General features: G+C 60.1%; 22 protein-coding genes and 4 tRNA genes. 15 read left to right on the forward strand and 11 right to left on the reverse strand.

From position 1 onward, the window contains the following. The first annotated feature begins 39 nt into the window (after window positions 1-39). Window positions 40-987, forward strand: coding sequence for a 4-hydroxy-3-methylbut-2-enyl diphosphate reductase (gene ispH / locus ACOZK9_RS04455; RefSeq protein WP_058412774.1), 948 nt, complete (start codon window positions 40-42; stop codon window positions 985-987). On the opposite strand, the gene ACOZK9_RS04460 is transcribed toward ispH, so the two are convergent. Next, complete coding sequence (locus tag ACOZK9_RS04460; protein ID WP_421555352.1) at window positions 941-1,522, reverse strand: GspH/FimT family pseudopilin; 582 nt, start codon at window positions 1,520-1,522, stop codon at window positions 941-943. The genes ispH and ACOZK9_RS04460 overlap by 47 nt on opposite strands. 206 nt (window positions 1,523-1,728) lie before the next feature. Here ACOZK9_RS04460 and pilV point away from each other — a divergent pair, with 206 nt between their 5' ends. The 5 genes from pilV (at window position 1,729) to thiO (ending at window position 5,041) form a co-directional block, all read left to right on the forward strand. After that, a complete protein-coding gene (gene pilV, locus ACOZK9_RS04465; RefSeq protein WP_421555353.1) occupies window positions 1,729-2,214 on the forward strand; it encodes a type IV pilus modification protein PilV in 486 nt (161 codons plus the stop codon). Next, window positions 2,211-2,918, forward strand: a complete 708-nt coding sequence (locus ACOZK9_RS04470) for a PilW family protein (RefSeq protein WP_421555354.1) — start codon at window positions 2,211-2,213, stop codon at window positions 2,916-2,918. Before pilV ends, ACOZK9_RS04470 begins: the two co-directional genes overlap by 4 nt. A gap of 7 nt (window positions 2,919-2,925) precedes the next feature. After that, a complete protein-coding gene (locus ACOZK9_RS04475; protein WP_421555355.1) occupies window positions 2,926-3,456 on the forward strand; it encodes a pilus assembly PilX family protein in 531 nt (176 codons plus the stop codon). A gap of 11 nt (window positions 3,457-3,467) precedes the next feature. After that, on the forward strand, window positions 3,468-3,869 hold the full coding sequence (locus ACOZK9_RS04480; RefSeq protein ID WP_058412769.1) for a type IV pilin protein: 402 nt from the start codon (window positions 3,468-3,470) through the stop codon (window positions 3,867-3,869). Window positions 3,870-3,931: 62 nt separating this feature from the next. Continuing rightward, the gene (gene thiO / locus ACOZK9_RS04485; RefSeq protein WP_421555356.1) at window positions 3,932-5,041 is read left to right on the forward strand and encodes a glycine oxidase ThiO; all 1,110 of its coding nucleotides are present in this window, start codon (window positions 3,932-3,934) and stop codon (window positions 5,039-5,041) included. Here thiO and ACOZK9_RS04490 read toward each other — a convergent pair. Beyond that, the gene (locus tag ACOZK9_RS04490; RefSeq protein WP_421555357.1) at window positions 5,028-5,261 is read right to left on the reverse strand and encodes a PP0621 family protein; all 234 of its coding nucleotides are present in this window, start codon (window positions 5,259-5,261) and stop codon (window positions 5,028-5,030) included. The genes thiO and ACOZK9_RS04490 overlap by 14 nt on opposite strands. 123 nt (window positions 5,262-5,384) lie before the next feature. Further along, window positions 5,385-6,410, reverse strand: coding sequence for an outer membrane protein assembly factor BamD (locus ACOZK9_RS04495; RefSeq protein ID WP_058412767.1), 1,026 nt, complete (start codon window positions 6,408-6,410; stop codon window positions 5,385-5,387). Between the two features lie 149 nt (window positions 6,411-6,559). On the opposite strand from ACOZK9_RS04495, the gene rluD reads away from it, so the two are divergent. From rluD to ACOZK9_RS04540, 9 genes are all read left to right on the forward strand, one after another. Further along, window positions 6,560-7,522, forward strand: a complete 963-nt coding sequence (rluD, locus tag ACOZK9_RS04500) for a 23S rRNA pseudouridine(1911/1915/1917) synthase RluD (protein ID WP_058412766.1) — start codon at window positions 6,560-6,562, stop codon at window positions 7,520-7,522. Next, on the forward strand, window positions 7,519-8,244 hold the full coding sequence (pgeF, locus tag ACOZK9_RS04505; protein WP_421555358.1) for a peptidoglycan editing factor PgeF: 726 nt from the start codon (window positions 7,519-7,521) through the stop codon (window positions 8,242-8,244). The genes rluD and pgeF overlap by 4 nt, the downstream gene beginning before the upstream one ends. 131 nt (window positions 8,245-8,375) lie before the next feature. Beyond that, window positions 8,376-10,940: an ATP-dependent chaperone ClpB gene (clpB, locus tag ACOZK9_RS04510; protein WP_058412764.1), complete on the forward strand. Its 2,565-nt coding sequence runs from the start codon at window positions 8,376-8,378 to the stop codon at window positions 10,938-10,940. 303 nt (window positions 10,941-11,243) lie between these two features. Continuing rightward, window positions 11,244-11,319 (forward strand) — tRNA-Asn (locus ACOZK9_RS04515). Between the two features lie 9 nt (window positions 11,320-11,328). Next, window positions 11,329-11,405 (forward strand) — tRNA-Pro (locus tag ACOZK9_RS04520). Between the two features lie 5 nt (window positions 11,406-11,410). Then, a tRNA-Lys gene (locus ACOZK9_RS04525) sits at window positions 11,411-11,486 on the forward strand. Window positions 11,487-11,580: 94 nt separating this feature from the next. Further along, window positions 11,581-11,657 (forward strand) — tRNA-Pro (locus tag ACOZK9_RS04530). A 167-nt stretch (window positions 11,658-11,824) separates the two neighbouring features. Next, the gene (locus ACOZK9_RS04535) at window positions 11,825-12,559 is read left to right on the forward strand and encodes a cysteine hydrolase family protein (RefSeq protein WP_058412763.1); all 735 of its coding nucleotides are present in this window, start codon (window positions 11,825-11,827) and stop codon (window positions 12,557-12,559) included. 31 nt (window positions 12,560-12,590) lie between these two features. Next, entirely contained in the window at window positions 12,591-13,478 is an 888-nt protein-coding gene (locus ACOZK9_RS04540) for a LysR family transcriptional regulator (protein WP_421555359.1), read from the forward strand. Window positions 13,479-13,546: 68 nt separating this feature from the next. Here ACOZK9_RS04540 and ACOZK9_RS04545 read toward each other — a convergent pair whose 3' ends face one another. The 8 genes from ACOZK9_RS04545 to ACOZK9_RS04580 form a co-directional block, all read right to left on the reverse strand. Further along, the gene (locus ACOZK9_RS04545) at window positions 13,547-14,845 is read right to left on the reverse strand and encodes an NAD(P)/FAD-dependent oxidoreductase (RefSeq protein ID WP_058412761.1); all 1,299 of its coding nucleotides are present in this window, start codon (window positions 14,843-14,845) and stop codon (window positions 13,547-13,549) included. 60 nt (window positions 14,846-14,905) lie between these two features. After that, window positions 14,906-15,079 carry a DUF3094 family protein gene (locus ACOZK9_RS04550; RefSeq protein WP_122251887.1) on the reverse strand — a complete coding sequence of 58 codons (174 nt, stop codon included), beginning with the start codon at window positions 15,077-15,079 and terminating at the stop codon, window positions 14,906-14,908. Window positions 15,080-15,169: 90 nt separating this feature from the next. Continuing rightward, window positions 15,170-15,799: a DUF1780 domain-containing protein gene (locus tag ACOZK9_RS04555; protein WP_099235419.1), complete on the reverse strand. Its 630-nt coding sequence runs from the start codon at window positions 15,797-15,799 to the stop codon at window positions 15,170-15,172. Between the two features lie 26 nt (window positions 15,800-15,825). Next, window positions 15,826-17,436 (reverse strand): ABC transporter ATP-binding protein, encoded by a 1,611-nt coding sequence (locus tag ACOZK9_RS04560; RefSeq protein ID WP_421555360.1) that lies wholly within the window; start codon window positions 17,434-17,436, stop codon window positions 15,826-15,828. Between the two features lies 1 nt (window position 17,437). Next, a complete protein-coding gene (locus tag ACOZK9_RS04565) occupies window positions 17,438-18,460 on the reverse strand; it encodes an ABC transporter permease (protein ID WP_122250743.1) in 1,023 nt (340 codons plus the stop codon). After that, complete coding sequence (locus ACOZK9_RS04570; protein ID WP_058412756.1) at window positions 18,460-19,530, reverse strand: microcin C ABC transporter permease YejB; 1,071 nt, start codon at window positions 19,528-19,530, stop codon at window positions 18,460-18,462. Before ACOZK9_RS04570 ends, ACOZK9_RS04565 begins: the two co-directional genes overlap by 1 nt. Before the next feature lies 1 nt (window position 19,531). After that, window positions 19,532-21,406 carry an extracellular solute-binding protein gene (locus tag ACOZK9_RS04575; RefSeq protein ID WP_421555361.1) on the reverse strand — a complete coding sequence of 625 codons (1,875 nt, stop codon included), beginning with the start codon at window positions 21,404-21,406 and terminating at the stop codon, window positions 19,532-19,534. Window positions 21,407-21,545: 139 nt separating this feature from the next. Then, window positions 21,546-24,236 (reverse strand): TonB-dependent receptor, encoded by a 2,691-nt coding sequence (locus tag ACOZK9_RS04580; RefSeq protein WP_421555362.1) that lies wholly within the window; start codon window positions 24,234-24,236, stop codon window positions 21,546-21,548. Window positions 24,237-24,355 lie beyond the last annotated feature (119 nt).

Raw genomic sequence — 24,355 nt, forward strand, 5'->3', positions numbered from 1 at the left:
ACGATCCAATTTCCAGCCCTGCAAGGCACGAGGCACAGCATGCAAATCAAACTCGCCAACCCCCGTGGCTTCTGCGCCGGTGTGGACCGGGCGATTGAAATCGTCAACCGCGCCCTGGAAGTTTTCGGGCCGCCGATTTACGTGCGCCACGAAGTCGTCCACAACAAGTTTGTGGTCGAAGACCTGCGCGCGCGCGGCGCGATTTTTGTAGAAGAACTCGAGCAAGTGCCAGACGACGTTATCGTCATCTTCAGCGCCCACGGTGTTTCCCAGGCCGTGCGTACCGAAGCGGCCGGCCGTGGCCTCAAAGTATTCGACGCCACCTGCCCGCTGGTGACCAAGGTGCACATCGAAGTCGCGCGTTACAGCCGCGACGGCCGTGAATGTATCCTGATCGGCCATGCCGGCCACCCGGAAGTCGAAGGCACCATGGGCCAGTATGACGGCACCAATGGCGGCGCCATCTACTTGGTCGAAGACGAAAAAGACGTCGCCGCCTTGCAGGTGCATAACCCTGAGCGGTTGGCCTTCGTAACGCAGACCACCTTGTCGATGGACGACACCAGCCGCGTGATCGATGCGCTGCGCACACGCTTTCCGGCGATTGGCGGCCCGCGTAAAGACGACATCTGCTACGCCACGCAAAACCGTCAAGACGCCGTCAAGCAACTGGCCAACGAATGCGACGTGGTGTTGGTGGTCGGCAGCCCTAACAGCTCCAACTCCAACCGCCTGCGCGAATTGGCTGAACGCATGGCCACCCCGGCGTACTTGATCGACGGTGCCGAAGACCTGCAACGCAGCTGGTTTGACGGTGTTGAGCGTATCGGCATTACCGCCGGCGCTTCGGCCCCGGAAGTGCTGGTACGCGGCGTTATCCAACAATTGCAGGCGTGGGGCGCCACCGGCGCGGATGAGTTGGCCGGTCGTGAAGAGAACATCACGTTCTCGATGCCCAAAGAGCTGCGGGTTCGTTCGTTGCTGTAAGCCCTGCGGTGCCGGCAGAACCCCGGCACAACGCCTGCTCGGTTATTTCACTGCGCAGGCTGATGCGCCCGCTGGGCGCAAGCACCACCTGGAAGCGGCTTTGCGCCTGGCCCGCGTCACACACATGCACAGTGCCTGCGCGAAAACCGCCTGCGTTAAATATCGGCTCGCCCAACCCGCTGAAGCGCACTTGGCTCTTGACCGGCCCGTTACCCACAATCGGCACTCGCCCGCTGTCCTGACGCTCCAGCAGTACCGGGTTGTCGTCGTCCAAGTGGCCGCGCCCGCTTACGTCGAGTATCACTCGCCATCCCAGGCTCCAGTCCTCCTCCAGCGCATGAATGACCACTGCGCGATTGCGTGTAATGGCCTCGGTGCGAGCGTAACGCAGCCCACCGGCCAGCGCTTGGGCGGCAATCTGGCGCTGTTGCGAATCGAGCAGGCCTCTAAAATTCGGCACCGCCAAGTGCGCCAGGATGCTGCTCAAGACCAGGCTGAGTAGCAGTTCTATCAGGGTAAAACCTCGTTGCGTCATATGCTGTCCCTCCGTGGACGTGGTGAGTGTTTCGGGTGGCAGCCATAGGTATAGCTCGCGCCTTCCAGGCCTGAGTGATGGCCTTTATGTCCAAAGTATTTCCCTTTGTTCCGGGAGCAGCGCGAGTCAAAAACCGGCGCTAGTCTTGGGTCGCACAGCAGGGTTTGCCTGCTTTTTTTCGGCCTTCGACATGGATGACGACGGTAATGCCTGCTTGCCAGAACCTGAATTCCCCGCGCTTCTTGAACCGCCCGCAATCCGGCATGACCCTGATCGAGGTGCTGGTCGCCGTGCTGATTCTGGCGGTGGGCCTGCTGGGCGCGGCGTTGATCCAGCTCAACGCGCTCAAGTTCACCGACAGCTCAAGGATGATCAGCCAGGCCAGTTTCATTGCCTACGACATGCTCGACCGGGTTCGCGCCAACGCAGGCGCCGATTATTCATGGGGCCGAACCGAGCACGCGCCGCCCGGTAACGCGACCGCCAGCGTGCGCGACCTCGACCTGCATGATTTTGAAGCGAATATCCTCGGGTTTGCCGGGGAGGGCGGTAAAGGCGCCGTGGTGATCAGCGGCAGCGAGGTGACCGTCAGTATCAGTTGGGACGATGCCCGGGGCACCCACACCGAAGGCGCAAGGGAAACCTTCACCCTCACCAGTCGCATTGCCAGCGAGACAGGGGCGGTGCGATGAAGCGCTGTGCGCGTGGGTTCAGTTTGCTGGAGTTGTTGCTCGCATTGGCCGTCGGCTGGGTGCTGATACTCGGTGTCAGCCAGGTGGCAATCAGCGCTCGAACCACACAAGCCAGCCAGCAGGCCGCCATGTTGCTGCAGGATGATGCGCGGTTTGTACTGGGCAAGATGATTCAGGATATTCGCCAGGCGGGCATGTTTGGCTGCCTGTCGACGGCCTACATCGAAAACGCCCCGGCGGCCTTTGATCGGCCTGTCAGCGCCAGTGCTGCAGGCGGCTCCAGGTCACTGACGCTGGTGACTGTTGATGGTGCGGGCGAGGGTGGCAAGCCTGACTGGACGGTACTGTCCGACTGCACGGGCAGCGCTCAAGCCTATGTGGGCCGCTCGCCACCGGCCGCGCCTGGGCAGACGCTTTTTGCAATACGCCAGCTCACTTATACCTTTGAAACGCAGCAGTTGAAGGTCAGCACGCCTGCAGCGCCGGCAAAGACCGTGCTGGTGGATAACGTGCAGGCGTTTGACATCAGTTTCGGTGTGGCGGCCCGGCAAGGCTCGACGCGCGTGGTGCGCTACGACGCCAGCCCCGCTGACGAATCGCTGATACGCAGTGTGCGTATCCAGATGACGCTGCTGGACTCGACCGGGCGCGTGAAAAACCAAGCCTACAGCGTCGTGGCGGCGCTGCGTAACCGGTTGGGGTAGGGCGACCATGGCACGTTTTGGCGGTTATTACCTGCGGCAGACAGGCATGGTCCTAGTGATCAGCCTGGTGTTTCTGTTGGTGTTATCACTGATCGGTCTGGCATCGATGCAAGGGGCGGTGTCCCAGCAAAAGATCGCCGGAAGCCTATGGCATCGAAATCAATCATTTCAAAGCGCCGAGAGCGCTCTGAGGCTTGGCGAGTCGATTGTTCATCGGGCGGGAGGCGCGTTGCCTGTGTGCTCGTCGGTGAGCCTGTGTGCGCCGCCGCTGGAATCGTCTTCGGTGGCGGGTGCCGGGGCAAACCCTGTGTCAGCAGTGACGTGGGTTAGCTCGAAGGATGGCCTGTATGGCGTGCAATCGCTGGGTTTGGCGGTGGGGCTGGCGGGTTTGCCAGCTGAAACAAGTGCAACGGTTTACCGCGTGACGGCGGTGGGGCTCAGTGGTCAGTCGCGCACGGTGCTGGAAACGCTGTACGCACGGGTGGAGGAAGGTGAAGGCCTGATATTTCGTCGGGTTTTATGGCGGCAACTTCAATAAGGAACGTATCAATGGGCAAGGATTGCCAAGCTTTTACCCTGATCGAGTTGTTGATGGCTGTCGCGATTATCGCGTTTCTGGCCGGGATCGCTTATCCGGCATATACCGGTCAGGTAAAAAAGGTGTATCGCGCAGAAATCGTTGCGTTATTGATCGAGCAAGCTCAGTACCTCGAGCGTTTTTACACGCGCAACGGCACTTTTATTGATGCAACCGGCGTCAGTGCGGGCACTGATCGCTATAGAATCAGCGCTGCATTGAACCTTCAGGCATTTAGCCTGGTGGCTACGCCCGTCGTCGGCTCAGTCATGGCGGACGACCTGTGCGGTGAATTCAGCCTGACCAGCGCAGGCGTACGCAGCAACCTCGGCGCCGCGCCCGACATGTCGCGCAAAGCGTGTTGGGGGCAATGATGAGCGTGCTGCATGCGTGGGCGCCGGGTGCGCTTTTCCCTTTTTATCGGCTGGATCAAATGATGGCTAAGCAACAGCAAGTGGTGATTGTCGGTGGTGGCGTAATCGGGCTGTTGACCGCGTTCAACCTTGCCACACAAGGGCAGGCCGTCGTGCTGCTGGAGCGTTCAGGGCTTGGGCAGGAGTCTTCCTGGGCGGGCGGCGGGATTGTTTCGCCGTTGTACCCGTGGCGCTACAGCCCGGCGGTTACCGCGCTGGCTCATTGGTCGCAGGATTTTTACCCGCAACTGGCTGAGCGGTTATTCGCCGCCACCGGCGTGGACCCGCAAGTGCATACCACGGGCTTGTACTGGCTGGACCTGGCTGACGAAGCCGAGGCATTGGCGTGGGCTGCCCGCGAGGGGCGGCCATTGAGCAAAGTCGATGTGTGCGCCGTGCATGATGCGGTGCCGGTGCTGGGTGGCGGGTATTCCCAGGCTATCTACATGGCCGGCGTGGCCAATGTGCGTAACCCGCGCTTGGTCAAGGCGCTTAAAGCCGCGTTGTTGGCGCTGCCCGGCGTAACCGTTCATGAGCAGTGCGAGGTGAACGGGTTTGTTCTCGACGGTGACAGCGTGGTGGGCGTGCGCACGGCGGCAGGGCCGGTGCTGGGTGAGCATATCGTGTTGGCTGCCGGTGCCTGGAGTGGGGAATTGCTCGGCACGCTGGGTTTGTCGTTGCCGGTTGAGCCGGTCAAGGGCCAAATGATTTTGTACAAATGTGCGGCGGATTTTTTATCGAGCATGGTCCTGGCCAAAGGGCGCTATGCGATCCCGCGGCGTGACGGGCACATTCTGATCGGCAGCACGTTGGAGCATGAAGGGTTCGACAAGACGCCAACCGAGTCGGCACTGCAAAGCCTCAAGGCTTCAGCCGAGGCGTTGATTCCCGCGTTGGCGGGCGCCGACGTGGTAGGCCATTGGGCCGGCTTGCGGCCCGGCTCGCCGGAGGGCATTCCCTACATCGGCGAGGTCCAGGGCTTCAAAGGGCTGTGGCTCAATTGCGGGCATTACCGCAATGGCCTGGTACTGGCACCGGCCTCCTGCCAGTTATTTGCCGACTTGTTGCTGGGGCGTACACCGATCATCGACCCGGCGCCTTATGCGCCGCAAGGCCGGGTCAACGCTCGATAGACTTCGGGCCTTGTTCCAGGTGCGCCTGCGTGCAGTACCACCCTTGGCGCGAGCTGAGTGCGCGGTTCTGCGGCAAGTGCACGCCGCAGTGGGCGCAGCGCACCATCAAGGCGGCCTCGGATTCGCCGGAGCGTTGCTGTGTTGCGCCAGGGCTTTTGAATTTGCGCCACAACCATACTGCGGCGGCAATAACGGCAATCCAGAACAGTAGACGAACCATGATGGGAGTTTCTCGACAAGGAATGCGCCAGTTTAGCCAAGGTCTGGGCAGGCGCACAGCGCAATAATACCGGCCATGAAAAAGGGAGCCTCGCGGGGCTCCCTTTTACGTAGCGTCGAACGATCAGTCGAACACGCCGAAGGTCATGTAGCTGAACCACGAGCGGTCTTCGTTGTTGCCAAGGGCCTGTGGCGCCTCTTCTTCAATCACGTCGCCGTTTTCGTCATGCGGCTTGAGGTCCGAAGGAATCGCTTCTTTGGCGTCCTGGTACTGCTTCATCACGTCCTGGTTGGCGCGGGTTTCGCCCGGCGGCAACGGTGGGCGCGACTCGATCAGGCCCAAGGTGTACTTGCTCAGCCACGAACGGTTGTCGGCTTCAGCAACCTGAGGCACGAACTGGCCGTCTTTCAGGCTTGGGTGATCGGGGTAGTTGAGCTTCAGGGTTTCCAGGCTGGTGGTCGCCAGGGCGTCCAGGTGCAGGCGCTGGTAAGCCTCGGTCATCACCGCCAGGCCGTCACCCACGGAAGGGGTTTCCTGGAAGTTTTCTACCACATAGCGCCCACGGTTGGCGGCAGCGACGTAGGCCTGACGGGTCAGGTAGTAGTGGGCCACGTGAATCTCGTAGGACGCCAGCAGGTTGCGCAAGTAGATCATGCGCTGCTTGGCGTCCGGCGCGTAGCGGCTGTTGGGGTAGCGGCTGGTCAGCTGGGCGAACTCGTTGTAGGAGTCGCGGGCAGCGCCCGGGTCACGCTTGGTCATGTCCAGCGGCAGGAAGCGCGCCAGCAGGCCCACGTCCTGGTCGAACGAGGTCAGGCCCTTCATGTAGTAGGCGTAGTCGACGTTCGGGTGCTGCGGGTGCAGGCGGATAAAACGCTCGGCGGCGGACTTGGCAGCTTCCGGCTCGGCATTTTTGTAGTTGGCGTAGATCAGCTCAAGCTGTGCCTGGTCGGCATAGCGCCCGAACGGATAACGTGACTCCAGGGCCTTCAGCTTCGCTGTGGCGCTGGTGTAGCTATTATTGTCCAAGTCTTTTTGAGCTAATTGATACAGCTCGACTTCGCTCAGGTTTTCGTCGACGACTTCCTTTGTTGACGAGCAAGCAGCAGTCATGGCGAGGATGGCGATCAGCAGCAGGTGTTTCACTTGCATGGCGGCTTGCGTCCCTATGACGGCCGCTGTCTTGGGCGGGGCCGTCCTGTTATGATGAGCGCCCCGTTGAAAGCCTCGGGGCAAAAGACGCCGTATTTAACCACAAGCGCGCAGCCGAAACCAAAGGCTGTGCCACGCCTAGTCTGAGCATGTCCGATAAAATTGAACTTCGCGCAGAGGTGCCGTCCGAATTGGGCGGCCAACGCCTCGATCAAGTCGCCGCACAATTATTCGCTGAGCACTCGCGCTCGCGCCTTTCCGCCTGGATCAAAGACGGCCGCCTGACTGTGGATGGAGCGGTTATCCGCCCGCGAGACATAGTGCATGGCGGTACGATTCTTGAGCTGACCGCCGAGCAGGAAGCTCAGGGAGAATGGGTCGCTCAGGACATCGAGCTGGACATCGTCTATGAAGACGACGACATCCTGGTCATCAATAAACCCGCAGGCCTGGTGGTTCACCCGGCTGCCGGTCACGCTGATGGCACTTTGCTCAATGCCTTGTTGCACCACGTGCCGGACATCATCAATGTCCCGCGCTGCGGCATCGTGCACCGCCTGGACAAGGACACCACCGGCCTTATGGTGGTGGCCAAGACTATCCAGGCGCAGACGCAGCTGGTCACACAATTGCAGAGCCGCAGCGTCAGCCGCATCTACGAATGCATCGTGATCGGTGTGGTGGTGGCAGGTGGCAAGATCAACGCGCCTATCGGTCGCCACGGCCAGCAGCGCCAGCGTATGGCGGTGATGGAAGGCGGCAAGCAGGCCGTCAGCCACTACCGTGTGCTGGAGCGTTTCCGCTCCCACACGCATGTGCGGGTCAAGCTGGAAACCGGCCGTACGCACCAGATTCGCGTGCACATGGCGCACATTAACTTCCCGTTGGTCGGGGACCCGGCCTACGGTGGCCGCTTCCGTATTCCGCCGGCGGCCAGTGTGACCATGGTTGAATCGCTGAAATCCTTCCCGCGCCAGGCACTGCATGCACGTTTCCTGGAACTGGATCATCCGACGAGCGGTAAGCGGATGAGCTGGGAATCGCCTCTGCCAGACGATTTGGTCTGGTTGTTGTCGCTACTCAAGCAGGATCGCGAGGCGTTTATCGGATGAGTGACTGGCTGATGCCTGACTGGCCCGCGCCGGCTCAGGTTAAAGCCTGCGTCACCACCCGTGCGGGCGGCGTCAGTCTGGCGCCGTTCGACAGCCTCAATCTGGGCGATCATGTCGAGGACGACCTTGAGGCCGTCCTTGAAAATCGTCGCCGTCTTGGCCACGCCTTCACTATTCAGCCGGCCTGGTTACGCCAGGTTCACGGGGTAACCGTGGTCGAGGCTGACCCGTCGCGCATCGCCGAAGCCGATGGCAGTTGGACCAGCACGCCGGGTATTGCCTGCACGTCGATGACGGCTGATTGCTTGCCCGCACTGTTCTGCAACCGTGCCGGCACGCGCGTGGCCGCAGCGCATGCCGGTTGGCGTGGGCTGGCGGCGGGCGTGCTCGAAGCGGCCTTCGAAAGCCTGAATGCCGAGCCTGCCGACGTTTTGGTCTGGCTCGGCCCGGCGATTGGCCCGCAAGCCTTTGAAGTCGGCCCGGAAGTGCGTGAGGCGTTCGTTCAGCAACTGCCGGTCACTGCCCAAGCGTTTGTGCCAAGTCACAACCCCGGCAAGTACCTTGCCGACATCTACCAACTGGCGCGCCTGCGCCTTGCGGCACGCGGCATCACTGCCGTCTACGGTGGCGGTTTGTGTACCGTGACCGACCCACGATTCTTTTCTTATCGCCGCAGCCCACGCACCGGTCGATTCGCCTCACTTATCTGGCTTGAACGCTAGACTCTGCTGACTCACATCAACGTTTGCGCGCTTGAATCTTGCAGAATCCACCCCATCTATAGGGCTATCTGGCAGGTTTCTTTATTCAGGATGTGTTTGTAGCTCCGGCCTGCTCAAAAGGAAGGTGACTCATGCGTATTGATCGTTTAACCAGCAAATTGCAGTTGGCATTATCAGATTCTCAATCGTTGGCGGTCGGCCTCGACCACCCGGCCATCGAGCCTGCGCACTTGATGCAGGCACTCCTGGAACAGCAAGGTGGTTCTATCAAGCCCTTGCTGATGCAGGTGGGCTTTGACATCAACAGCCTGCGCAAGGAGTTGAGCAAAGAGCTCGACCAACTGCCGAAAATCCAAAACCCTACCGGCGACGTGAACATGTCGCAGGAGCTGGCGCGCCTGCTCAACCAGGCGGATCGGCTGGCTCAGCAGAAAGGTGACCAGTTCATCTCCAGCGAACTGGTGCTGCTCGCCGCGATGGACGAGAACAGCAAGCTCGGCAAGTTGTTGCTGGGCCAGGGCGTGAGCAAAAAAGCCCTGGAAAACGCCATCAACAACCTGCGTGGCGGTGACGCGGTGAATGACCCCAACCATGAGGAGTCGCGCCAAGCCTTGGACAAGTACACCGTCGACCTGACCAAGCGCGCCGAAGAAGGCAAGCTGGACCCGGTGATCGGCCGTGACGACGAGATTCGTCGCACCATCCAGGTGTTGCAACGCCGCACCAAAAACAACCCGGTGCTGATCGGTGAGCCTGGCGTGGGTAAAACCGCAATCGCCGAAGGCCTTGCCCAGCGCATCATCAATGGTGAAGTGCCGGACGGCCTTAAAGGCAAGCGCCTGTTATCGCTGGACATGGGCTCGCTGATCGCCGGTGCCAAGTTCCGTGGCGAGTTCGAGGAGCGTCTGAAATCCCTGCTTAACGAGCTGTCGAAGCAGGACGGGCAGATCATCCTGTTTATCGACGAACTGCACACCATGGTCGGCGCCGGTAAAGGCGAGGGCTCGATGGACGCTGGCAACATGCTCAAGCCAGCCTTGGCGCGCGGTGAGTTGCATTGCGTCGGCGCGACCACGCTTAACGAATACCGCCAGTACATTGAAAAGGACGCCGCCCTGGAGCGCCGCTTTCAAAAAGTGCTGGTGGAGGAACCGAGCGAAGAAGACACCATCGCCATTCTGCGTGGCCTGAAAGAGCGTTATGAGGTTCACCACAAGGTGGCGATCACTGACGGCGCGATCATTGCGGCGGCCAAATTGAGCCATCGCTATATCACCGACCGTCAGTTGCCGGACAAGGCCATCGATTTGATCGACGAAGCCGCCAGCCGTATTCGCATGGAGATCGACTCCAAGCCGGAAGTGCTCGACCGTCTTGATCGGCGCCTGATTCAACTGAAGGTCGAATCTCAGGCGCTGAAAAAAGAAGAGGACGACGCGGCCAAGAAGCGTCTGGAAAAGCTTCAGGAAGAAATCCTGCGTCTGGAGCGCGAGTACGCCGACCTCGAGGAAATCTGGACCTCGGAAAAAGCCGAAGTGCAGGGTTCTGCGCAGATCCAGCAAAAAATCGAGCAGTCGCGTCAGGAGCTCGAAGCGGCGCGGCGTAAAGGCGACCTGAACCGCATGGCCGAGTTGCAATACGGGGTCATCCCGGACCTGGAGCGCAGCCTGCAAATGGTCGACCAGCACGGCAAGAGCGAGAACCAGTTGCTGCGCAGCAAGGTAACCGAGGAAGAAATTGCCGAAGTGGTTTCCAAGTGGACCGGTATTCCGGTGTCGAAAATGCTCGAAGGCGAGCGCGACAAGTTGCTGAAGATGGAAAGCCTGCTGCATCAACGCGTGATCGGCCAGGAAGAGGCGGTGGTGGCGGTGTCCAATGCCGTGCGGCGCTCGCGTGCCGGCTTGTCCGACCCGAACCGTCCGAGCGGCTCGTTCATGTTCCTCGGCCCAACCGGCGTGGGCAAGACCGAGCTGTGCAAGGCCTTGGCCGAGTTTCTCTTCGACACTGAAGAGGCCATGGTGCGCATCGATATGTCCGAGTTCATGGAGAAACATTCCGTGGCGCGCTTGATCGGTGCCCCGCCAGGCTACGTGGGCTACGAGGAGGGCGGTTACCTGACCGAAGCTGTGCGGCGTAAGCCTTACTCGGTGATTCTGCTGGACGAGGTCGAGAAGGCTCACCCGGATGTGTTCAACATCTTGCTGCAGGTGCTCGAAGACGGCCGCTTGACCGACAGCCACGGGCGCACCGTGGACTTCCGTAATACGGTGATCGTGATGACCTCTAACCTGGGCTCGGCACAGATCCAGGAACTGGTTGGCGATCGTGAAGGCCAGCGCGCCGCTGTGATGGACGCACTGACCACGCACTTCCGCCCGGAATTTATCAACCGGGTGGATGAAGTGGTGATCTTCGAGCCGTTGGCGCGTGATCAGATTGCCGGTATTACCGAGATCCAGTTGGGGCGTCTGCGCAGCCGCCTGGCTGAGCGTGAGTTGTCGCTGGAGCTGAGCCGCGAAGCATTGGACAAGCTGATCGCGGTCGGTTACGACCCGGTGTATGGCGCGCGGCCACTGAAACGCGCGATTCAGCGCTGGATCGAAAACCCGCTGGCGCAGTTGATCCTGTCGGGCAGCTTTATGCCGGGCACCAGCGTCACGGCCACGGTGGCAAACGACGAAATCGTCTTCAATTAAACCCAAGCCGTATGGCTTGCCGGAGAAGGCCTCGCGTTGCGGGGCCTTTTTTTTCGATAGGGCGTTGAACTGTAAGGCAAAGGCTTGTAAAGTGCGCCCCGCAGCAACGTCAGCCCACGGGTTTCTTCTCCCCAAGGAGAAATCAGAAAGAAGCGCAAATCATTGTCTTAAAAGCAATTTAAAGGGTTGACAGGGGTTTTTAAGATTGTAGAATAGCGCGCCTCGGAGGCACGAACGTAGCGATACGGACGGACTGAAGAGAAGGTTTTACCGCAGTAAAAGTTGTACTTTGAAATATGTAGTTCCGTGATAGCTCAGTCGGTAGAGCAAATGACTGTTAATCATTGGGTCCCAGGTTCGAGTCCTGGTCACGGAGCCAATTTCAAACCGGGGTATAGCGCAGTCCGGTAGCGCGCCTGCTTTGGGAGCAGGATGTCAGGAGTTCGAATCCCCTTACCCCGACCATATTTGGGTCGTTAGCTCAGTTGGTAGAGCAGTTGGCTTTTAACCAATTGGTCGTAGGTTCGAATCCCACACGACCCACCATTTTTGAGACCAGTTAACGCTGGAATCGAATCTTAAGATCAGACGCCAAAAGCGCCGATCGAAGAAGGCGATCGCAAGGTCGCCTTTTGTTTACCGGGGTATAGCGCAGTCCGGTAGCGCGCCTGCTTTGGGAGCAGGATGTCAGGAGTTCGAATCCCCTTACCCCGACCATATTAAAAATCCTCGTATCGAAAGATACGGGGATTTTTTTTGCCTGTTTTTTCATCTGTCTTGTGCGGTTTTCGAACAAATATTGTGCTGATGGGTGCGTTGGTGCACACGAAGCGGCCTTCTAGACTCGGCGGCTCCAGCTGTTCACTCCAACAGGAACTCGCACCATGACCCTCACCGCTACCGCTCACCCCGTCCGCTCGTTGCCTGCCTTGCTCAAGTCCACGCTTGTCGGCCTCGGCATGCTGATGGGGCTCGGGCAATGTGCCGTCGCCGCCGAAACCTCAGCGAATCAGCAGCCGACCCTGCGCGCCATATTGGGCGCCAAGCCGACCGACCGCCTGGACCCGAAAACCACTGCACTGGTGGTGATCGACTTTCAGAATGAATACTTCACCGGCCGCTTGCCCATACCCGATGGCATGCACGCCTTGAAGAACACCCAGCGCCTGATTACGTTTGCCGACCAACACAACATCCGGGTCATTCATGTACAGCACATCGCCCCGGACGGCGCAGCGCTGTTCGCCAAGAATGGCAAAAGCGTTGATTTTCACCCGCTGATGCAGCCGCGCGTGCAAGACACGCTCGTGCAGAAGACCACGGTGAGCGTGTTTGCCAGCACTGATCTGGATGCGCAATTGACCAAGGCCGGCGTCAAAACCCTGATTATCACCGGCCTGATGACCCACGCCTGTGTTGCCGGCGCTGCCCGGGATGCCGCGCCGTTGGGCTATGACGTTGTGGTAGCATCCGATGCCTCCGCGACGCGGGCGATTACCCGTGCCGATGGCCGTTCGGTAACCAAAGATGAGCTGCACGACTCAGCGTTGGCTGAAATTGAAGACACGTTCGGTTCGGTGCTGACCACCTCGCAAATCATCGCTCTGCCGGTTAACTGATTTCACTGACACGCTTGGGATAGGCTGCTTCATGAACCAGTTATCCGCCATGCGCGCCTTTCGGTGCATCGTTGAAGCCAAGGGCTTTTCTGCAGCGGCAGAGCGCCTCGACACCACTCATTCGACGATTTCCCGACAGTTGCAGCAGTTGGAGATTGAGCTGGGTGCGCAACTGATCAACCGCAATACGCGGCGTTTCAGCCTGACGTGCGCAGGGGAGCAGTACTACGTGGCGTGCGTCGATATCCTTGAGCGTGTCGACGCCGCGTCCCAAGTCATTGCCCACGGCCATCAACGGCCTGAAGGCTTGCTGAGGGTGAGTGTGCCGCTGGTGGTCGGTACTCTGGATCTGCCGCATTGGTTGCCGGGCTTTCAGCTTGGCTACCCGAATATTGAGCTTGAGCTGTGTTGTGATGACCAGTTCGTCGACGTCGTTGCCGACAAATTTGATGTTGCAATCCGAATCGCCGGCGCCCTGGCGGACAGTTCATTGATTGCGCGCACATTAACTATTTCCCGGCAGGTACTGGTGGCTTCGCCGGGGTACATCGGCCGCTTCGGTCTGCCGCGCTCGGCGCAGGAGCTCGACAAACATCGCTTGCTGAGCTTCATGGGGGCCTCTTCGGTTTGGGCACTGAGCACGGCCCGTGGCGGGGAACTCAAGGTCACGCCATCGGGGCGTTTCAGGACCAATACCATCAGCGCGCTGCATGCGGCCACCTTGGCTGGCGCCGGCATTGCGTGTTTCACCCAGGCCACTGTGCACAACGATCTGGTGCAGGGGTTGCTGGTGCACGTCCTGCCCAATTATTCACTAGGCGAGCGCCACTATTACGCCCTCTACCCACAGTCCCGGCACCTGGCGCCGAAGGTGCGTGCGTTTGTCGACTATATGGCCGAGTTCTACCAAAAGAGCTGATTATCGTCCGCCCATAAAAAATCCCCCTGTCGAGCGACAGGAGGATTTTTTTGTGGCGGCGCAGTCGATCAGTGCAGCTTGAGCCTAGGCTCTGTGCCGCGCCCGATCCGGCTGCCCAGCATCAGCATGGCTGTGCGGAAGAACCCGTACAGCGCCATCTGGTGCATGCGGTACAGCGACACATAAAACATCCGTGCCAGCCAGCCTTCGAGCATCACACTGCCAGTCAGGTTGCCCATCAGGTTGCCCACTGCCGAGAACCGCGACAGCGAGATCAACGAGCCGTAATCGGTGTAGGTGTACGACGGCAAGTCCTTGCCCTCAATCCGCAGTTTCAGCGACTTGGCCAGCAACGAAGCCTGCTGGTGAGCCGCCTGTGCGCGTGGTGGCACGTTGCGGTCGGTGCCCGGTTGCGGGCAGGCGGCGCAGTCACCGAAGGCGAAGATGTTTTCGTCACGGGTGGTTTGCAGCGTCGGCAGCACTTGCAGTTGATTGATGCGGTTGGTTTCCAGGCCATCAATGTCCTTGAGGAAACCCGGTGCGCGAATACCCGCAGCCCAGACCTTGAGGCTGGCGGGAATCACTTGCCCGTTGCTGGTGATCAAGGCGTCGGCCGTGACTTCGCTGACTGCGGAGTTGGTCAACACGGTCACCCCGAGTTTCTCCAGGGTTTTATGCACAGGCCCGCCGATCCGCTCGGGCAGCGCTGGCAATACCCGTGGGCCGGCTTCGATCAAGGTGATGTGCATGTTTTCCGGCTTGATGCGGTCCAGGCCATACGCTGCCAGTTCATGCGCGGCGTTGTGCAGTTCGGCGGCCAGCTCGACACCGGTGGCACCGGCGCCGACGATGGCGACGCTGATTTTCTCTTCCACATCGGTCTGCCCGGCATGCGCGCGCAGGTAGTGGTTGAGCAACTGCTGGTGGAAGCGCTCGGCCTGTTTGCGGGTGTCGAGGAACAGGCAGTGCTGCGCCGCGCCTTCGGTGCCGAAATCGTTGGTGGTGCTACCGACCGCGATCACCAGGCTGTCATAGCCCAGCACGCGCGCGGGCACCAGCTCGCGGCCTTCTTCGTCGAGGGTCGCAGCCAGTTGAATTTTCTGCTGTTCACGGTCAAGCCCGCTCATGCGCCCCAGTTGGAACTCGAAGTGGTTCCATTTGGCCTGGGCGACATAATTCAGTTCGTCTTCCGAAGAGTTCAGCGAACCGGCCGCGACTTCGTGCAGCAGTGGCTTCCAGATATGGGTCAGGTTGGTGTCGACCAGCGTGATGCTGGCGGTACCGCGCTTACCCAGAGTCTTACCCAAGCGGGTAGCCAACTCCAGGCCGCCGGCGCCGCCGCCGACGATAATAATACGATGGGTCATGGGAGTATCTCGCAAGGCTAAAAGAAATCGGAGCAGTTACCCCCGCGAGCGCCAGGCAGCTCATAGCGTCAGGTAACTCAAAAGGCGGCTCAGCAGACCGAGCCCGATCACCACTACCAGCACCACACCAAGGAGCAGCCACGGCCTGAAAGGCTTGCGCTCGACCTGGTTTCGGGAGCGTTGCAGGTACTCTTCGACACGCTGTTGGTCATCGGGTTTCAGGCGGCTGGTCATACAAGCCTCGTCAGGTAGACGTTGCAAAAGGGCGCCACGTTACAGTCAGGGCATTTGGTGGCAGCGCCACAGGCTTGGCCGGTGGCCACGTCACAGGCTGATGCCGACGTCGAACACTATGCTGCGGCCCAGGTTGTTGCGCAAGAAATCCGGTGCTTGCGGGTGGGCGAACAGCACGCGGGCAAAGGTCGGCCCTACCAGTGACAGCGAGCGCCAGCCTTGGCGCAGGTATTCGGTGGGTGGCGGGAAATGGCTGTTGAGGTCGAGCACTTCGCGCTTGAGGCTGGTGAACGCGATGAGGTCCAGCTCGCTCAGGTCGATGCCGCGTTCTTTGTAGTTATGCGCTTTTTTGCGCAAGGTCGGTGCCAGGCGCAGCAAAAATGCATGCGCGGGAATACGCCGTGGCTTGGCTTCACGACGCACCAGTTGGCTCAACGAAAACGCACTGCGCCGGCGCAGCAATTCATCGCGCCATTCGTCGTTGAGGCGCCGGCCTTCATCCAGCACAAAAAACACCTCGAAACTGGCGTCGCGAAACAGCACGTCCGGCGGCTCTTGCCCGGCAGCGTGAAACTCTTCAGCCCGGTAGGGCACATTCAAGCCTTGCAGCAGGCGCTGGCAGACCCAACGCTCACGCTCCCATTTGCGGGCATTGGAGAGGAACGCGTTGGCTTGTTCGGCCGCTACGGTGAGCAGGCGTAAATAGTCTGAGTCATCCATGCGCCTAGCTTAGCGCTCAAATGTGATTATAAGAATAGAGCCTGCGGGGTTGCCGGCGCTCGTTTCAAGCTACTCGCGTGCAGCAGCTCGCGTGTGTACGGATGCTGCGGGTCGTCGAATATCGACTGCGCCGAGCCTTGCTCAACCACTTTGCCGTCCTTGATCACAATCATGTCGTGGGCCAGGGCGTGGACCACGGCCAAGTCGTGGCTGATAAACAGGTAAGTCAGCCCGTGCCTGGCCTGAAGCTCGCGCAGCAAGTCCACCACTTGTTTTTGCACGGTGCGGTCGAGTGCCGAGGTGGGTTCGTCGAGCAATATCAGCGCCGGTTCCATGATCAGCGCACGCGCGATGGAGATGCGCTGGCGCTGGCCTCCGGAAAACTCATGCGGGTAACGGTGGCGGCTTTCCGGGTCCAGCCCGACTTCTTGCAGCACCCGAATCACCGCGTCCTCACGCTCCTGTTCGGTACCGATGGCATGTGCCAGCAAGCCTTCGGCGATGATTTGTTGCACCGACATGCGCGGGCTGAGGCTGCCAAACGGGTCCTGAAAAACCACCTGCATCTGGCGCCGCAGCGGGCGCAGCAGGTCTTGGTTGAGCAGGCTCAGGTGTTTGTTGCCGAAGCGAATCTCGCCCTCGGAATCCACCAGTCGCAAAATCGCCTGGCCAAGTGTCGACTTGCCCGAACCGGACTCGCCGACAATGCCCAAGGTCCTGCCCTTTTTCAGCTCGAAGCTGACCCCGTCCACGGCTTTGATGTAGTGCCGCTCGCGGCTGAACAGCGGTTTTGGCAAGGGAAACCAGACCTTCAGGTTGTCGACTTCCAACAGGTTGTGCCGATAGTCGCAAGGCACCGGGCTGCCGTCGGGCTCGGCTTCGATCAATTTGCGGCTGTAAGGGTGTTGCGGGTTTCTGAACAGCGCGTCGCAACTGGCTTGCTCGACGATCTCGCCGCCGCGCATCACGCACACGTGCTGGGCAATTTTGCGTACCAGGTTAAGGTCGTGGCTGATCAGCAGCAGCGACATGCCCAAGCGCTGTTGCAGCTCGATCAGCAGTTCGAGGATTTTTTGCTGCACCGTCACGTCCAGCGCCGTGGTCGGTTCATCGGCGATCAGCAGTTCAGGTTCGTTGGCCAGCGCCATGGCGATCATTACCCGTTGCCGCTGCCCACCGGAGAGTTGATGCGGGTAGGCGTTCAGGCGTTTGTGCGGTTCACGAATGCCCACCAGCTCCAGCAGCTCAAGGGTGCGCGCACGCGCGGCGCGGTTTTTCAGGCCTTTGTGCGTGATGAGTATTTCGCTGATCTGCTTTTGCACGGTGTGCAGCGGGTTGAGCGAGGTCATCGGCTCTTGGAAGATCATCGCGATGCGGTTGCCACGCAAACTGCGCAATTGGCTGTCGCTGGCATTGATCAGGTCGATGCCGTCGTAGCGGATGCTGCCTTGCGTCTGCACGTCTTTGCCGGGCAGCAAGCGCAGGATCGAGTGCGCCGTCACCGACTTGCCCGAGCCGGACTCGCCGACCAGCGCCAGGCACTCGCCACGGCGAATGTCGAGGTTGACCCCGTGCACCACTTCCCGGCCGCCGAACGCCACGCGCAGGTCACGTATTTCTATCAATGTGTTGGTCATCTCAACTCCGGGGGTCGAAAGCATCACGGCAGGCTTCGCCGATAAACACGAGCAGCGACAAAATCAACGCCAGTGCACAGAACGCCGTGAGGCCCAGCCAGGGCGCTTGCAGGTTGCGCTTGGCCTGGCCGATCAACTCGCCTAATGAGGCGGTGCCCGGTGGCATGCCGAAGCCCAGAAAATCCAGCGCGGTCAGGGTCGAAATGGCGCCGGTCAAAATGAACGGCAGGTAAGTGAGGGTCGAGGTCATGGCATTCGGCAGAATGTGCCGGCGCATCAGCGCACCGTCGGTCAGGCCCAATGCCCGCGCCGCTTTGACGTATTCCAGGTTGCGCCCGCGCAGGAACTCCGCGCGCACCACGTCCACCAGCGCCAGCCAGCTGAATAACGCCATGATGCCCAGCAGCCACCAGAAACTCGGTGCCACGAACCCGGACAAAATGATCAGCAGGTACAGCACCGGCAGCCCGGCCCAGACCTCCTGCACGCGTTGGCCGATCAAGTCGGCCAGCCCGCCATAAAAGCCCTGCAAGGCCCCTGCGGTAATGCCTATCAAGGCGCTGACGGCGGTCAGAATCAGCGCAAACAGGATCGAGATCCGCGCCCCAAAAATCACCCGCGCCAAGACGTCGCGCGCTTGTTCGTCGGTGCCCAGCCAGTTATGCGTGGTGGGTGGGCTGGGCGAGGGTTCGCTGAGGTCGTAGTTGACCGTGTCGTAGCTGAACGGAATGGGCGCGAACAGCATCCAGCCGCCTTGATCGGCGATCAGTTTGCGCACGTAGTCGCTGCGGTAATCGGGCTCGAAGGGCAACTCGCCGCCAAAGTCGGTCTCGATGTATTCAGCCACAATCGGAAAATACCAATGGTCTTTGTAGTGAATCGCCAGCGGCTTGTCGTTGGCGATCAGCTCACCGCCCAGGCACAGCACAAACAGGCCGACAAATAGCCACAAAGACCACCAGCCACGGCGGTTGGCCCTGAAGTGGGCGAGGCGTCGACGGCCCAAGGGAGACAGGGTGAACATCAGGCAGTCCTCGCCGAAAAGTCGATACGGGGGTCGAGCAGGGTGTAGCAGAGGTCGCCAATCAATTTGATCAACAGCCCGAACAGGGTGAACAGAAACAGCGTGCCGAACACCACCGGGTAGTCGCGGGACACGGCGGCTTCGTAGCTCATGCGGCCAATGCCATCGAGGTTGAAGATGGTTTCGATCAGCAGCGAGCCGGCAAAAAACACCTCGATCAGCGCCTGGGGAATCCCGGCCACCACCAGCAACATGGCGTTGCGCAACACATGGCCGTAGAGCACGCGCTGTTCGGTCAAGCCCTTGGCCCGCGCCGTCACCACGTACTGGCGGCTTATTTCGTTGAGGAAGCTGTTTTTGGTGAGGATGGTCAGGGTGGCGAAACCGCCGATCACCAAGGCGCTGACCGGCAGCACCATGTGCCACAGGTAATCGCCGATTTTGCCGAAAAAGCTCAGGCTGTCGAAGTTGTCCGAGACCAGCCCCTGAATCGGGAACCAACTGACATAACTGCCGCCGGCGAATACCACGATCAGCAAGATCGCAAACAGAAACGCGGGCATGGCGTAGCCAATGATGATGGCGGTGCTGGTCCACATATCAAAGGTGCTGCCGTTGTGGATCGCTTTGCGAATGCCCAGCGGGATCGACACCAGGTAGGTGATTAAAGTGGCCCAGAGCCCAAGCGAGATAGTCACCGGCAGCTTTTGCAGGATCAGGTCGGTGACCTTGGCGCCGCGAAAGAAACTGCTGCCGAAATCCAGTTGGGCGTAGTTCTTGAGCATCAGCCACAAGCGCTCATGCAGCGGTTTGTCGAAACCGTAGTGCTTGGTGATTTCTTCGATCAGCGCCGGGTCAAGGCCTCGGCTACTGCGGCTGGCACCGGCATTCGCGGCGGCCATTTCGCCGCCGCCACCGCCCACGGCCGCGCCGCTGAAACCTTGCAAACGGGCGATGGCCTGATCCACCGGGCCGCCGGGAGCCGCTTGCACAATCAAAAAATTGACCACCAGAATGCACAGCAGGGTGGGGATGATCAGCAGTAAACGTCGACTGATGTAATGCAGCATCTCAATGCCCCTCCGACGGTGCGTTGGCCTTGCTGAAGTCGGCAGTGGTCAGCGCGGTTTTGCTGACTTCCCACCAGCTGTCCAGGCCCTCGTCAAACTTGGGCTCACGCGCAGGCCGACCGAAACGGTTGAGGTACACGGTGGGCGTGCCGACCGAGTAATAGTTGGGAATCATGTAGTAGCCCCATTGCAGCACTCGGTCGAGTGCGCGGGCGTAATGCACCATGTCGTCGCGATTATTCGCCTGCACCAAGCCGTCAATCAGCGTGTCGACGGCGGGGTCGCGCAGTACAAAGGCGTTGGAGGCACCCACTTGGGTGGCGCTGCCTGAGCCGTACATGTCATACATTTCGCGGCCCGGCGAAACGATGGGTTGGCCGCCGCGCGGGAACTGCACCACGATCATGTCGTAGTCGCGGGCGTTGACCCGGTTGATGTACTGCGCCGAGTCGATCTTGCGGATGTCCATGTTGATGCCGATCTGTGCCAGCGTACGTTTGAACGGCAGGATCATGCGGTCGAAACCGCCTTGACCGTCCAGAAAGGTAAACCTCAACTGTTGGCCCTGGTCATTCACCAGCTTATTGCCTTTGGGCTGCCAGCCAGCGGCCTTGAGCAGCGCCAGTGCCTGCAGTTGTTTGTCGCGGATATAACCGCTGCCATCGGTTTTGGGTGCCTGGTAAACCTGGTTGAACACCTCGTCCGGCACTTTGCCGCGCAACGGTTCGAGAATCTCCAGCTCGCGGGCGTCGGGCAGCTCGGTGGCGGCCATTTCGCTTTTGGGGAAGTAGCTTTGCTGGCGCACATAAAAATTGCGCATCATCTGTTTATTGGTCCACTCAAAGTCCCACAGCAGGCTGATCGCCTGGCGTACCCTGCGGTCCTGGAAAAACGGGTTGAGCAAATTGAACGCAAAACCTTGAGCGGTGCCGGGTTTTTCTTTCGCAAAAACGCCGCGTTGCAAGCGCCCGTCGGCCAGCGCCGGGCCGTCATAGCCAATGCTGAAGCCGGTGGCCGAAAACTCGCGGTTATAGTCAAACGCGCCGGCCTTGAGCAGTTGCCGGGCAATGTCGGTGTCGGCATAGAAGTTCACGGTCAAGCGGTCGAAGTTGTACAAGCCCTTGCTGACCGGCAAATCTTTGGCCCACCAGTTTTTGTTGCGCTCAAAACTGATGCTGCGCCCGGGGTCTACCTGGCTGACCGAATACGGCCCGCTGCCCAGCGGCGGTTCAAAGCCGCCGCCGGTGGCGAAGTCGCGCGTCTTCCAGCCGTGTTCCGGCAGAATGCGCATGCTCGCCAAATCCAGGGCCAGCGTGCGGTTCTGGTTGTTCTTGAAGTCAAAGCGAATTTGCAGCGGGTTTTCCACCACCATGTCTTTGACCTCGCCATACAGCATGCGAAAACTCAGGCTGCCTTTGGTCATCAGGGTGGTGTAGGTGAACGCTACGTCGTTCGCAGTGATCGGCGTGTCGTCGGCGAAACGCGCTTTGGGGTTCACGTAAAAACGTACCCACAGGCCGTCAGGGTCGCGCTCCATCTTCTGCGCGATCAAGCCATAGACGGTGTAGGGCTCGTCGAGTGAGCGAAACGCCAAGGGCGAATACACCCATTGATCAACCTGGATGACGCCGGTGCCCTGGTCGATGTACGGCACGATGTAATTGAATTGGCCGATTTCCATGGACGCTCGACTCAACGAACCGCCTTTGGGCGCGTTGGGATTGACGTAATCGAAGTGCTGGAAATTGTCCGGGTATTTGGGTGCTTCGCCATACACCGTCATGGCTTGGCTGGGTGCAGCATTCACGCTCATGCACACGCAAAACAACGCAGGCACCAGCAAAAAACGCAGCAGGGGCAGGATTAACGAACACATGATGGAGTTTCCTTGTACCGCGTGTTGAACCGTCGAGTGCGTGGAAAAATCCCCGGCGCTGCGTGTCGAAAAGCGCCGGGGTTTGCGAGCTCGCAATTTGCACCGGTACAGGCAGGAGTGGACCTGCACCGGTGTTCACTCAGAAGTGGTACGTCGCACGGGCAAAGAACGTACGGCCCATCGGGTCGCTGTAACGTGGGTCGTAGCCGCTCTGGAAGTTATAAGCCTGGTTGGAGAACGGCGGGTTGCGGTCAAACATGTTTTTAACCCCTACATCCAGGTCCACGGTTTTGTTGAAGGTGTAGCCACCGGACAGGTCCCACAGGGTGTAAGAGGCAACACGCGAGTGGGTCTCGGGGTCGGCGTCGTCGTAGCCGCTGGTAAAGCGGTTGACCAGCGAGGCACGGTAAGCGCCCAGGTTCCAGGTGCCGCTCAGTACGTGTTTCCAGCGCGCGATCATGCCCTTGCCTTCGAACGCGCCGACGTTGTCGGTGTAACTGCCGCCAATCGTGGTCTGGTAGTCATAACGCGACACGTAAGTGCCTTGCAGGCCCAGGCCGAACTGGCCGAACGGGGTGTTTGGGAACTTGTAGTCCAGCGACACATCGACGCCGCTGGTTTTGACTGCACCCAGGTTAGCCAGCCCGGTTTGCACGTAGTTGAGAGTGCCATCGGCGTTGCGGATGAAACGATCGGCGTAAGCGTTCGGGTCGTCAAACACGGTGGATTCAGGGAACTCGGCGATCTGGTTGGCGATGTGAATCCACCAGAAGTCCAGGCCCATCGACAAGTTGCGTACCGGTTGATAGACGAACCCCACCGTCACGTTACGGGCTTTTTCAGGCGACAGATTGGTGTTGCCGCCCGTGCGGTTATGGAACTGCTGACCACAATCGCGACCGGCGTTACCGCCCGCTTGCACCACACCGCCGGTGCACAGGTTCGGGTCGTTGTAATAACCCTGAGTGAAGGTGGTGTATTGCGGGTTGTACAGCTCATACAGCGACGGGGCGCGGAAGCCTTCGCTGTACGCGCCACGCACCACCACTTCTTTGAACGGCTGGTAGCGGAACGAGTATTTCGGGTTGGTGGTGCTGCCGAAGTCGCTGTATTTGTCGTGACGCACGGCGGCCGACAACTCCAGGCTGTCGAATACCGGCACGTTCAGCTCGGTGTACACCGCCTTGACGGTGCGGTCGCCCTCGACGCTGCCGTTGGGGTCGACGCCCAGGCTGGAAATGTCCGCAGCAAAGGCCTCGTAACTTTGATGGAATTTTTCCTGGCGGAACTCGCCACCAATCGCCAGGCCAGCAGGCCCGGCACCAAACCAGTCACCCACTTCACGGCTCATCCGGCCATCCAGCCCGGTCACGCGGCCCACAGAGGATGAGTACTGGCCATGGTATTGGTTGGCGTCAATCAGCGCCTGCCCGGCAGCGCTTTGCGGACCAAACGGGTTGATGATGCCGTCCGCGATGCCATTGATCATCGCCGCGTCACTGACATACCCGCCGGTGACGCTGGAAAGCACCTGGTTCTGGTTGTACGAGGCGCCAACGTTGTAATCCCAGCCCTTGGCCACGCCGTCAAAGCTCAGGACCAGACGCTGGCTGGTGTTCTGGTCTTTGGATTGGCGCCCGCCGGCTGCGGTTTCGCGCCAGTTAAGGTCGACCGGTTGGGTTGCGTCGAACGAGGCGTTGGTCGACGCAGGGGTGATGCCGTTGCCGGGAAAGTATGGCGAGGTCGGGTCCATGCTCAGGCCGGTCAAAGGTGCCGGGGCTATGCCGACTGCGTTGTTGTTGCGCGCCCAGAAGTATTCGAGGCTGACGCTGTCTTCATCGGTGATCTTGCCGGTGGCCTTGCCGAAGAAGGAGGTTTTTTCGGTCTCGGGCAACAAGTCCAGATAGTCGGTGGTGTTGAAGCGGCACACACCCTGGCGTGACACCAGGTTAGGCCCGTTACAGTTGCCGCTGGACAGCGGGTTAGTGGTCACACCGCCCTGGCTGTAGTTGGCCGGAAAAGAAGTGCCCGAGGTCTGGTCCAGACCACGGCCGGGTGCGTACGAGGTGGCAAAGGTGCGGTCCTTGGCCCTGAGGCTGTCTTGCTTGTTGTAGTTCATCACCGCCATCAGGTTGAAACGGTCTTGCTCCAGGTCACCAAAGCCCCAGCTTGCGCTCACGTCGTGACTGTTGCCGCCACCGCTGGCATCGGCGCCTTCGCCGCCCAGCGAAAGCGTGCCGTCGGTCATGGATTTTTTGGTGATGAAGTTGATCACGCCGCCAATCGCGTCAGTGCCGTACAAAGCCGATGCGCCGTCGCGCAACACTTCAACACGGTCAATGGCGGCGAAAGGGATGGTGTTCAGGTCAACCGAAGCGCCGTCGATGGCGTTGTTGCCCAAGCGCCGGCCATTAAGCAGTACCAGGGTTTTGTTGGAACCAATGCCGCGCATGTCGGCAAAGCTGGAGCCACCGGTGGACTGGCCCACGGAGCTGGCCGAGTTGCGCAGCGACTGGTTGCCCGTGACCCGCTGCATGATTTCAGCGGTGGTGGTCACGCCCTCACTGCGTAACTGTTCGGTGCGCAGAATGGTGATGGGCACCGCGGTTTCAGCATCGACCCGGCGAATCGCCGAACCGGTCACTTCCACGCGGTCAAGTTGCGTGGTGGTGGGGGCGGGCGCCGCTGTGTCGGTGCTCACGGTGGCTTCTGCGGCCTGCAACTGGCCTGCGGTGATCCCCATGGCAACCAGGTACAAGGGCACAAAACGATGCCGCCGAACACTTGCAACGAGCGGTTTGAGGGTGAAACCTGAACTCTTCATCTGCATGGTTGATTCCGACTTTATTGGATGTTTGTTGGAATGGTCTCGTGGACCTTCATGATTCCGTTTGGGCTTTGTCGACCCGGCGCAAAACACTTTCTTCAAGCAAGCCGTTCCCCTGCGGG

This window comes from Pseudomonas kitaguniensis, from assembly GCF_049199985.1.
Taxonomy (GTDB): Bacteria; Pseudomonadota; Gammaproteobacteria; order Pseudomonadales; family Pseudomonadaceae; genus Aquipseudomonas; species Aquipseudomonas kitaguniensis.

Bases quoted from the DNA above. Each gene is read 5' to 3' on its own strand.
- ispH (WP_058412774.1), top strand. From the start codon at position 40: ATGCAAATCAAACTCGCCAACCCCCGTGGCTTCTGCGCCGGTGTGGAC.
- ACOZK9_RS04460 (WP_421555352.1), bottom strand. From the start codon at position 1,522: ATGACGCAACGAGGTTTTACCCTGATAGAACTGCTACTCAGCCTGGTC.
- pilV (WP_421555353.1), top strand. From the start codon at position 1,729: ATGCCTGCTTGCCAGAACCTGAATTCCCCGCGCTTCTTGAACCGCCCG.
- ACOZK9_RS04470 (WP_421555354.1), top strand. From the start codon at position 2,211: ATGAAGCGCTGTGCGCGTGGGTTCAGTTTGCTGGAGTTGTTGCTCGCA.
- ACOZK9_RS04475 (WP_421555355.1), top strand. From the start codon at position 2,926: ATGGCACGTTTTGGCGGTTATTACCTGCGGCAGACAGGCATGGTCCTA.
- ACOZK9_RS04480 (WP_058412769.1), top strand. From the start codon at position 3,468: ATGGGCAAGGATTGCCAAGCTTTTACCCTGATCGAGTTGTTGATGGCT.
- thiO (WP_421555356.1), top strand. From the start codon at position 3,932: ATGGCTAAGCAACAGCAAGTGGTGATTGTCGGTGGTGGCGTAATCGGG.
- ACOZK9_RS04490 (WP_421555357.1), bottom strand. From the start codon at position 5,261: ATGGTTCGTCTACTGTTCTGGATTGCCGTTATTGCCGCCGCAGTATGG.
- ACOZK9_RS04495 (WP_058412767.1), bottom strand. From the start codon at position 6,410: ATGCAAGTGAAACACCTGCTGCTGATCGCCATCCTCGCCATGACTGCT.
- rluD (WP_058412766.1), top strand. From the start codon at position 6,560: ATGTCCGATAAAATTGAACTTCGCGCAGAGGTGCCGTCCGAATTGGGC.
- pgeF (WP_421555358.1), top strand. From the start codon at position 7,519: ATGAGTGACTGGCTGATGCCTGACTGGCCCGCGCCGGCTCAGGTTAAA.
- clpB (WP_058412764.1), top strand. From the start codon at position 8,376: ATGCGTATTGATCGTTTAACCAGCAAATTGCAGTTGGCATTATCAGAT.
- ACOZK9_RS04535 (WP_058412763.1), top strand. From the start codon at position 11,825: ATGACCCTCACCGCTACCGCTCACCCCGTCCGCTCGTTGCCTGCCTTG.
- ACOZK9_RS04540 (WP_421555359.1), top strand. From the start codon at position 12,591: ATGAACCAGTTATCCGCCATGCGCGCCTTTCGGTGCATCGTTGAAGCC.
- ACOZK9_RS04545 (WP_058412761.1), bottom strand. From the start codon at position 14,845: ATGACCCATCGTATTATTATCGTCGGCGGCGGCGCCGGCGGCCTGGAG.
- ACOZK9_RS04550 (WP_122251887.1), bottom strand. From the start codon at position 15,079: ATGACCAGCCGCCTGAAACCCGATGACCAACAGCGTGTCGAAGAGTAC.
- ACOZK9_RS04555 (WP_099235419.1), bottom strand. From the start codon at position 15,799: ATGGATGACTCAGACTATTTACGCCTGCTCACCGTAGCGGCCGAACAA.
- ACOZK9_RS04560 (WP_421555360.1), bottom strand. From the start codon at position 17,436: ATGACCAACACATTGATAGAAATACGTGACCTGCGCGTGGCGTTCGGC.
- ACOZK9_RS04565 (WP_122250743.1), bottom strand. From the start codon at position 18,460: ATGTTCACCCTGTCTCCCTTGGGCCGTCGACGCCTCGCCCACTTCAGG.
- ACOZK9_RS04570 (WP_058412756.1), bottom strand. From the start codon at position 19,530: ATGCTGCATTACATCAGTCGACGTTTACTGCTGATCATCCCCACCCTG.
- ACOZK9_RS04575 (WP_421555361.1), bottom strand. From the start codon at position 21,406: ATGTGTTCGTTAATCCTGCCCCTGCTGCGTTTTTTGCTGGTGCCTGCG.
- ACOZK9_RS04580 (WP_421555362.1), bottom strand. From the start codon at position 24,236: ATGCAGATGAAGAGTTCAGGTTTCACCCTCAAACCGCTCGTTGCAAGT.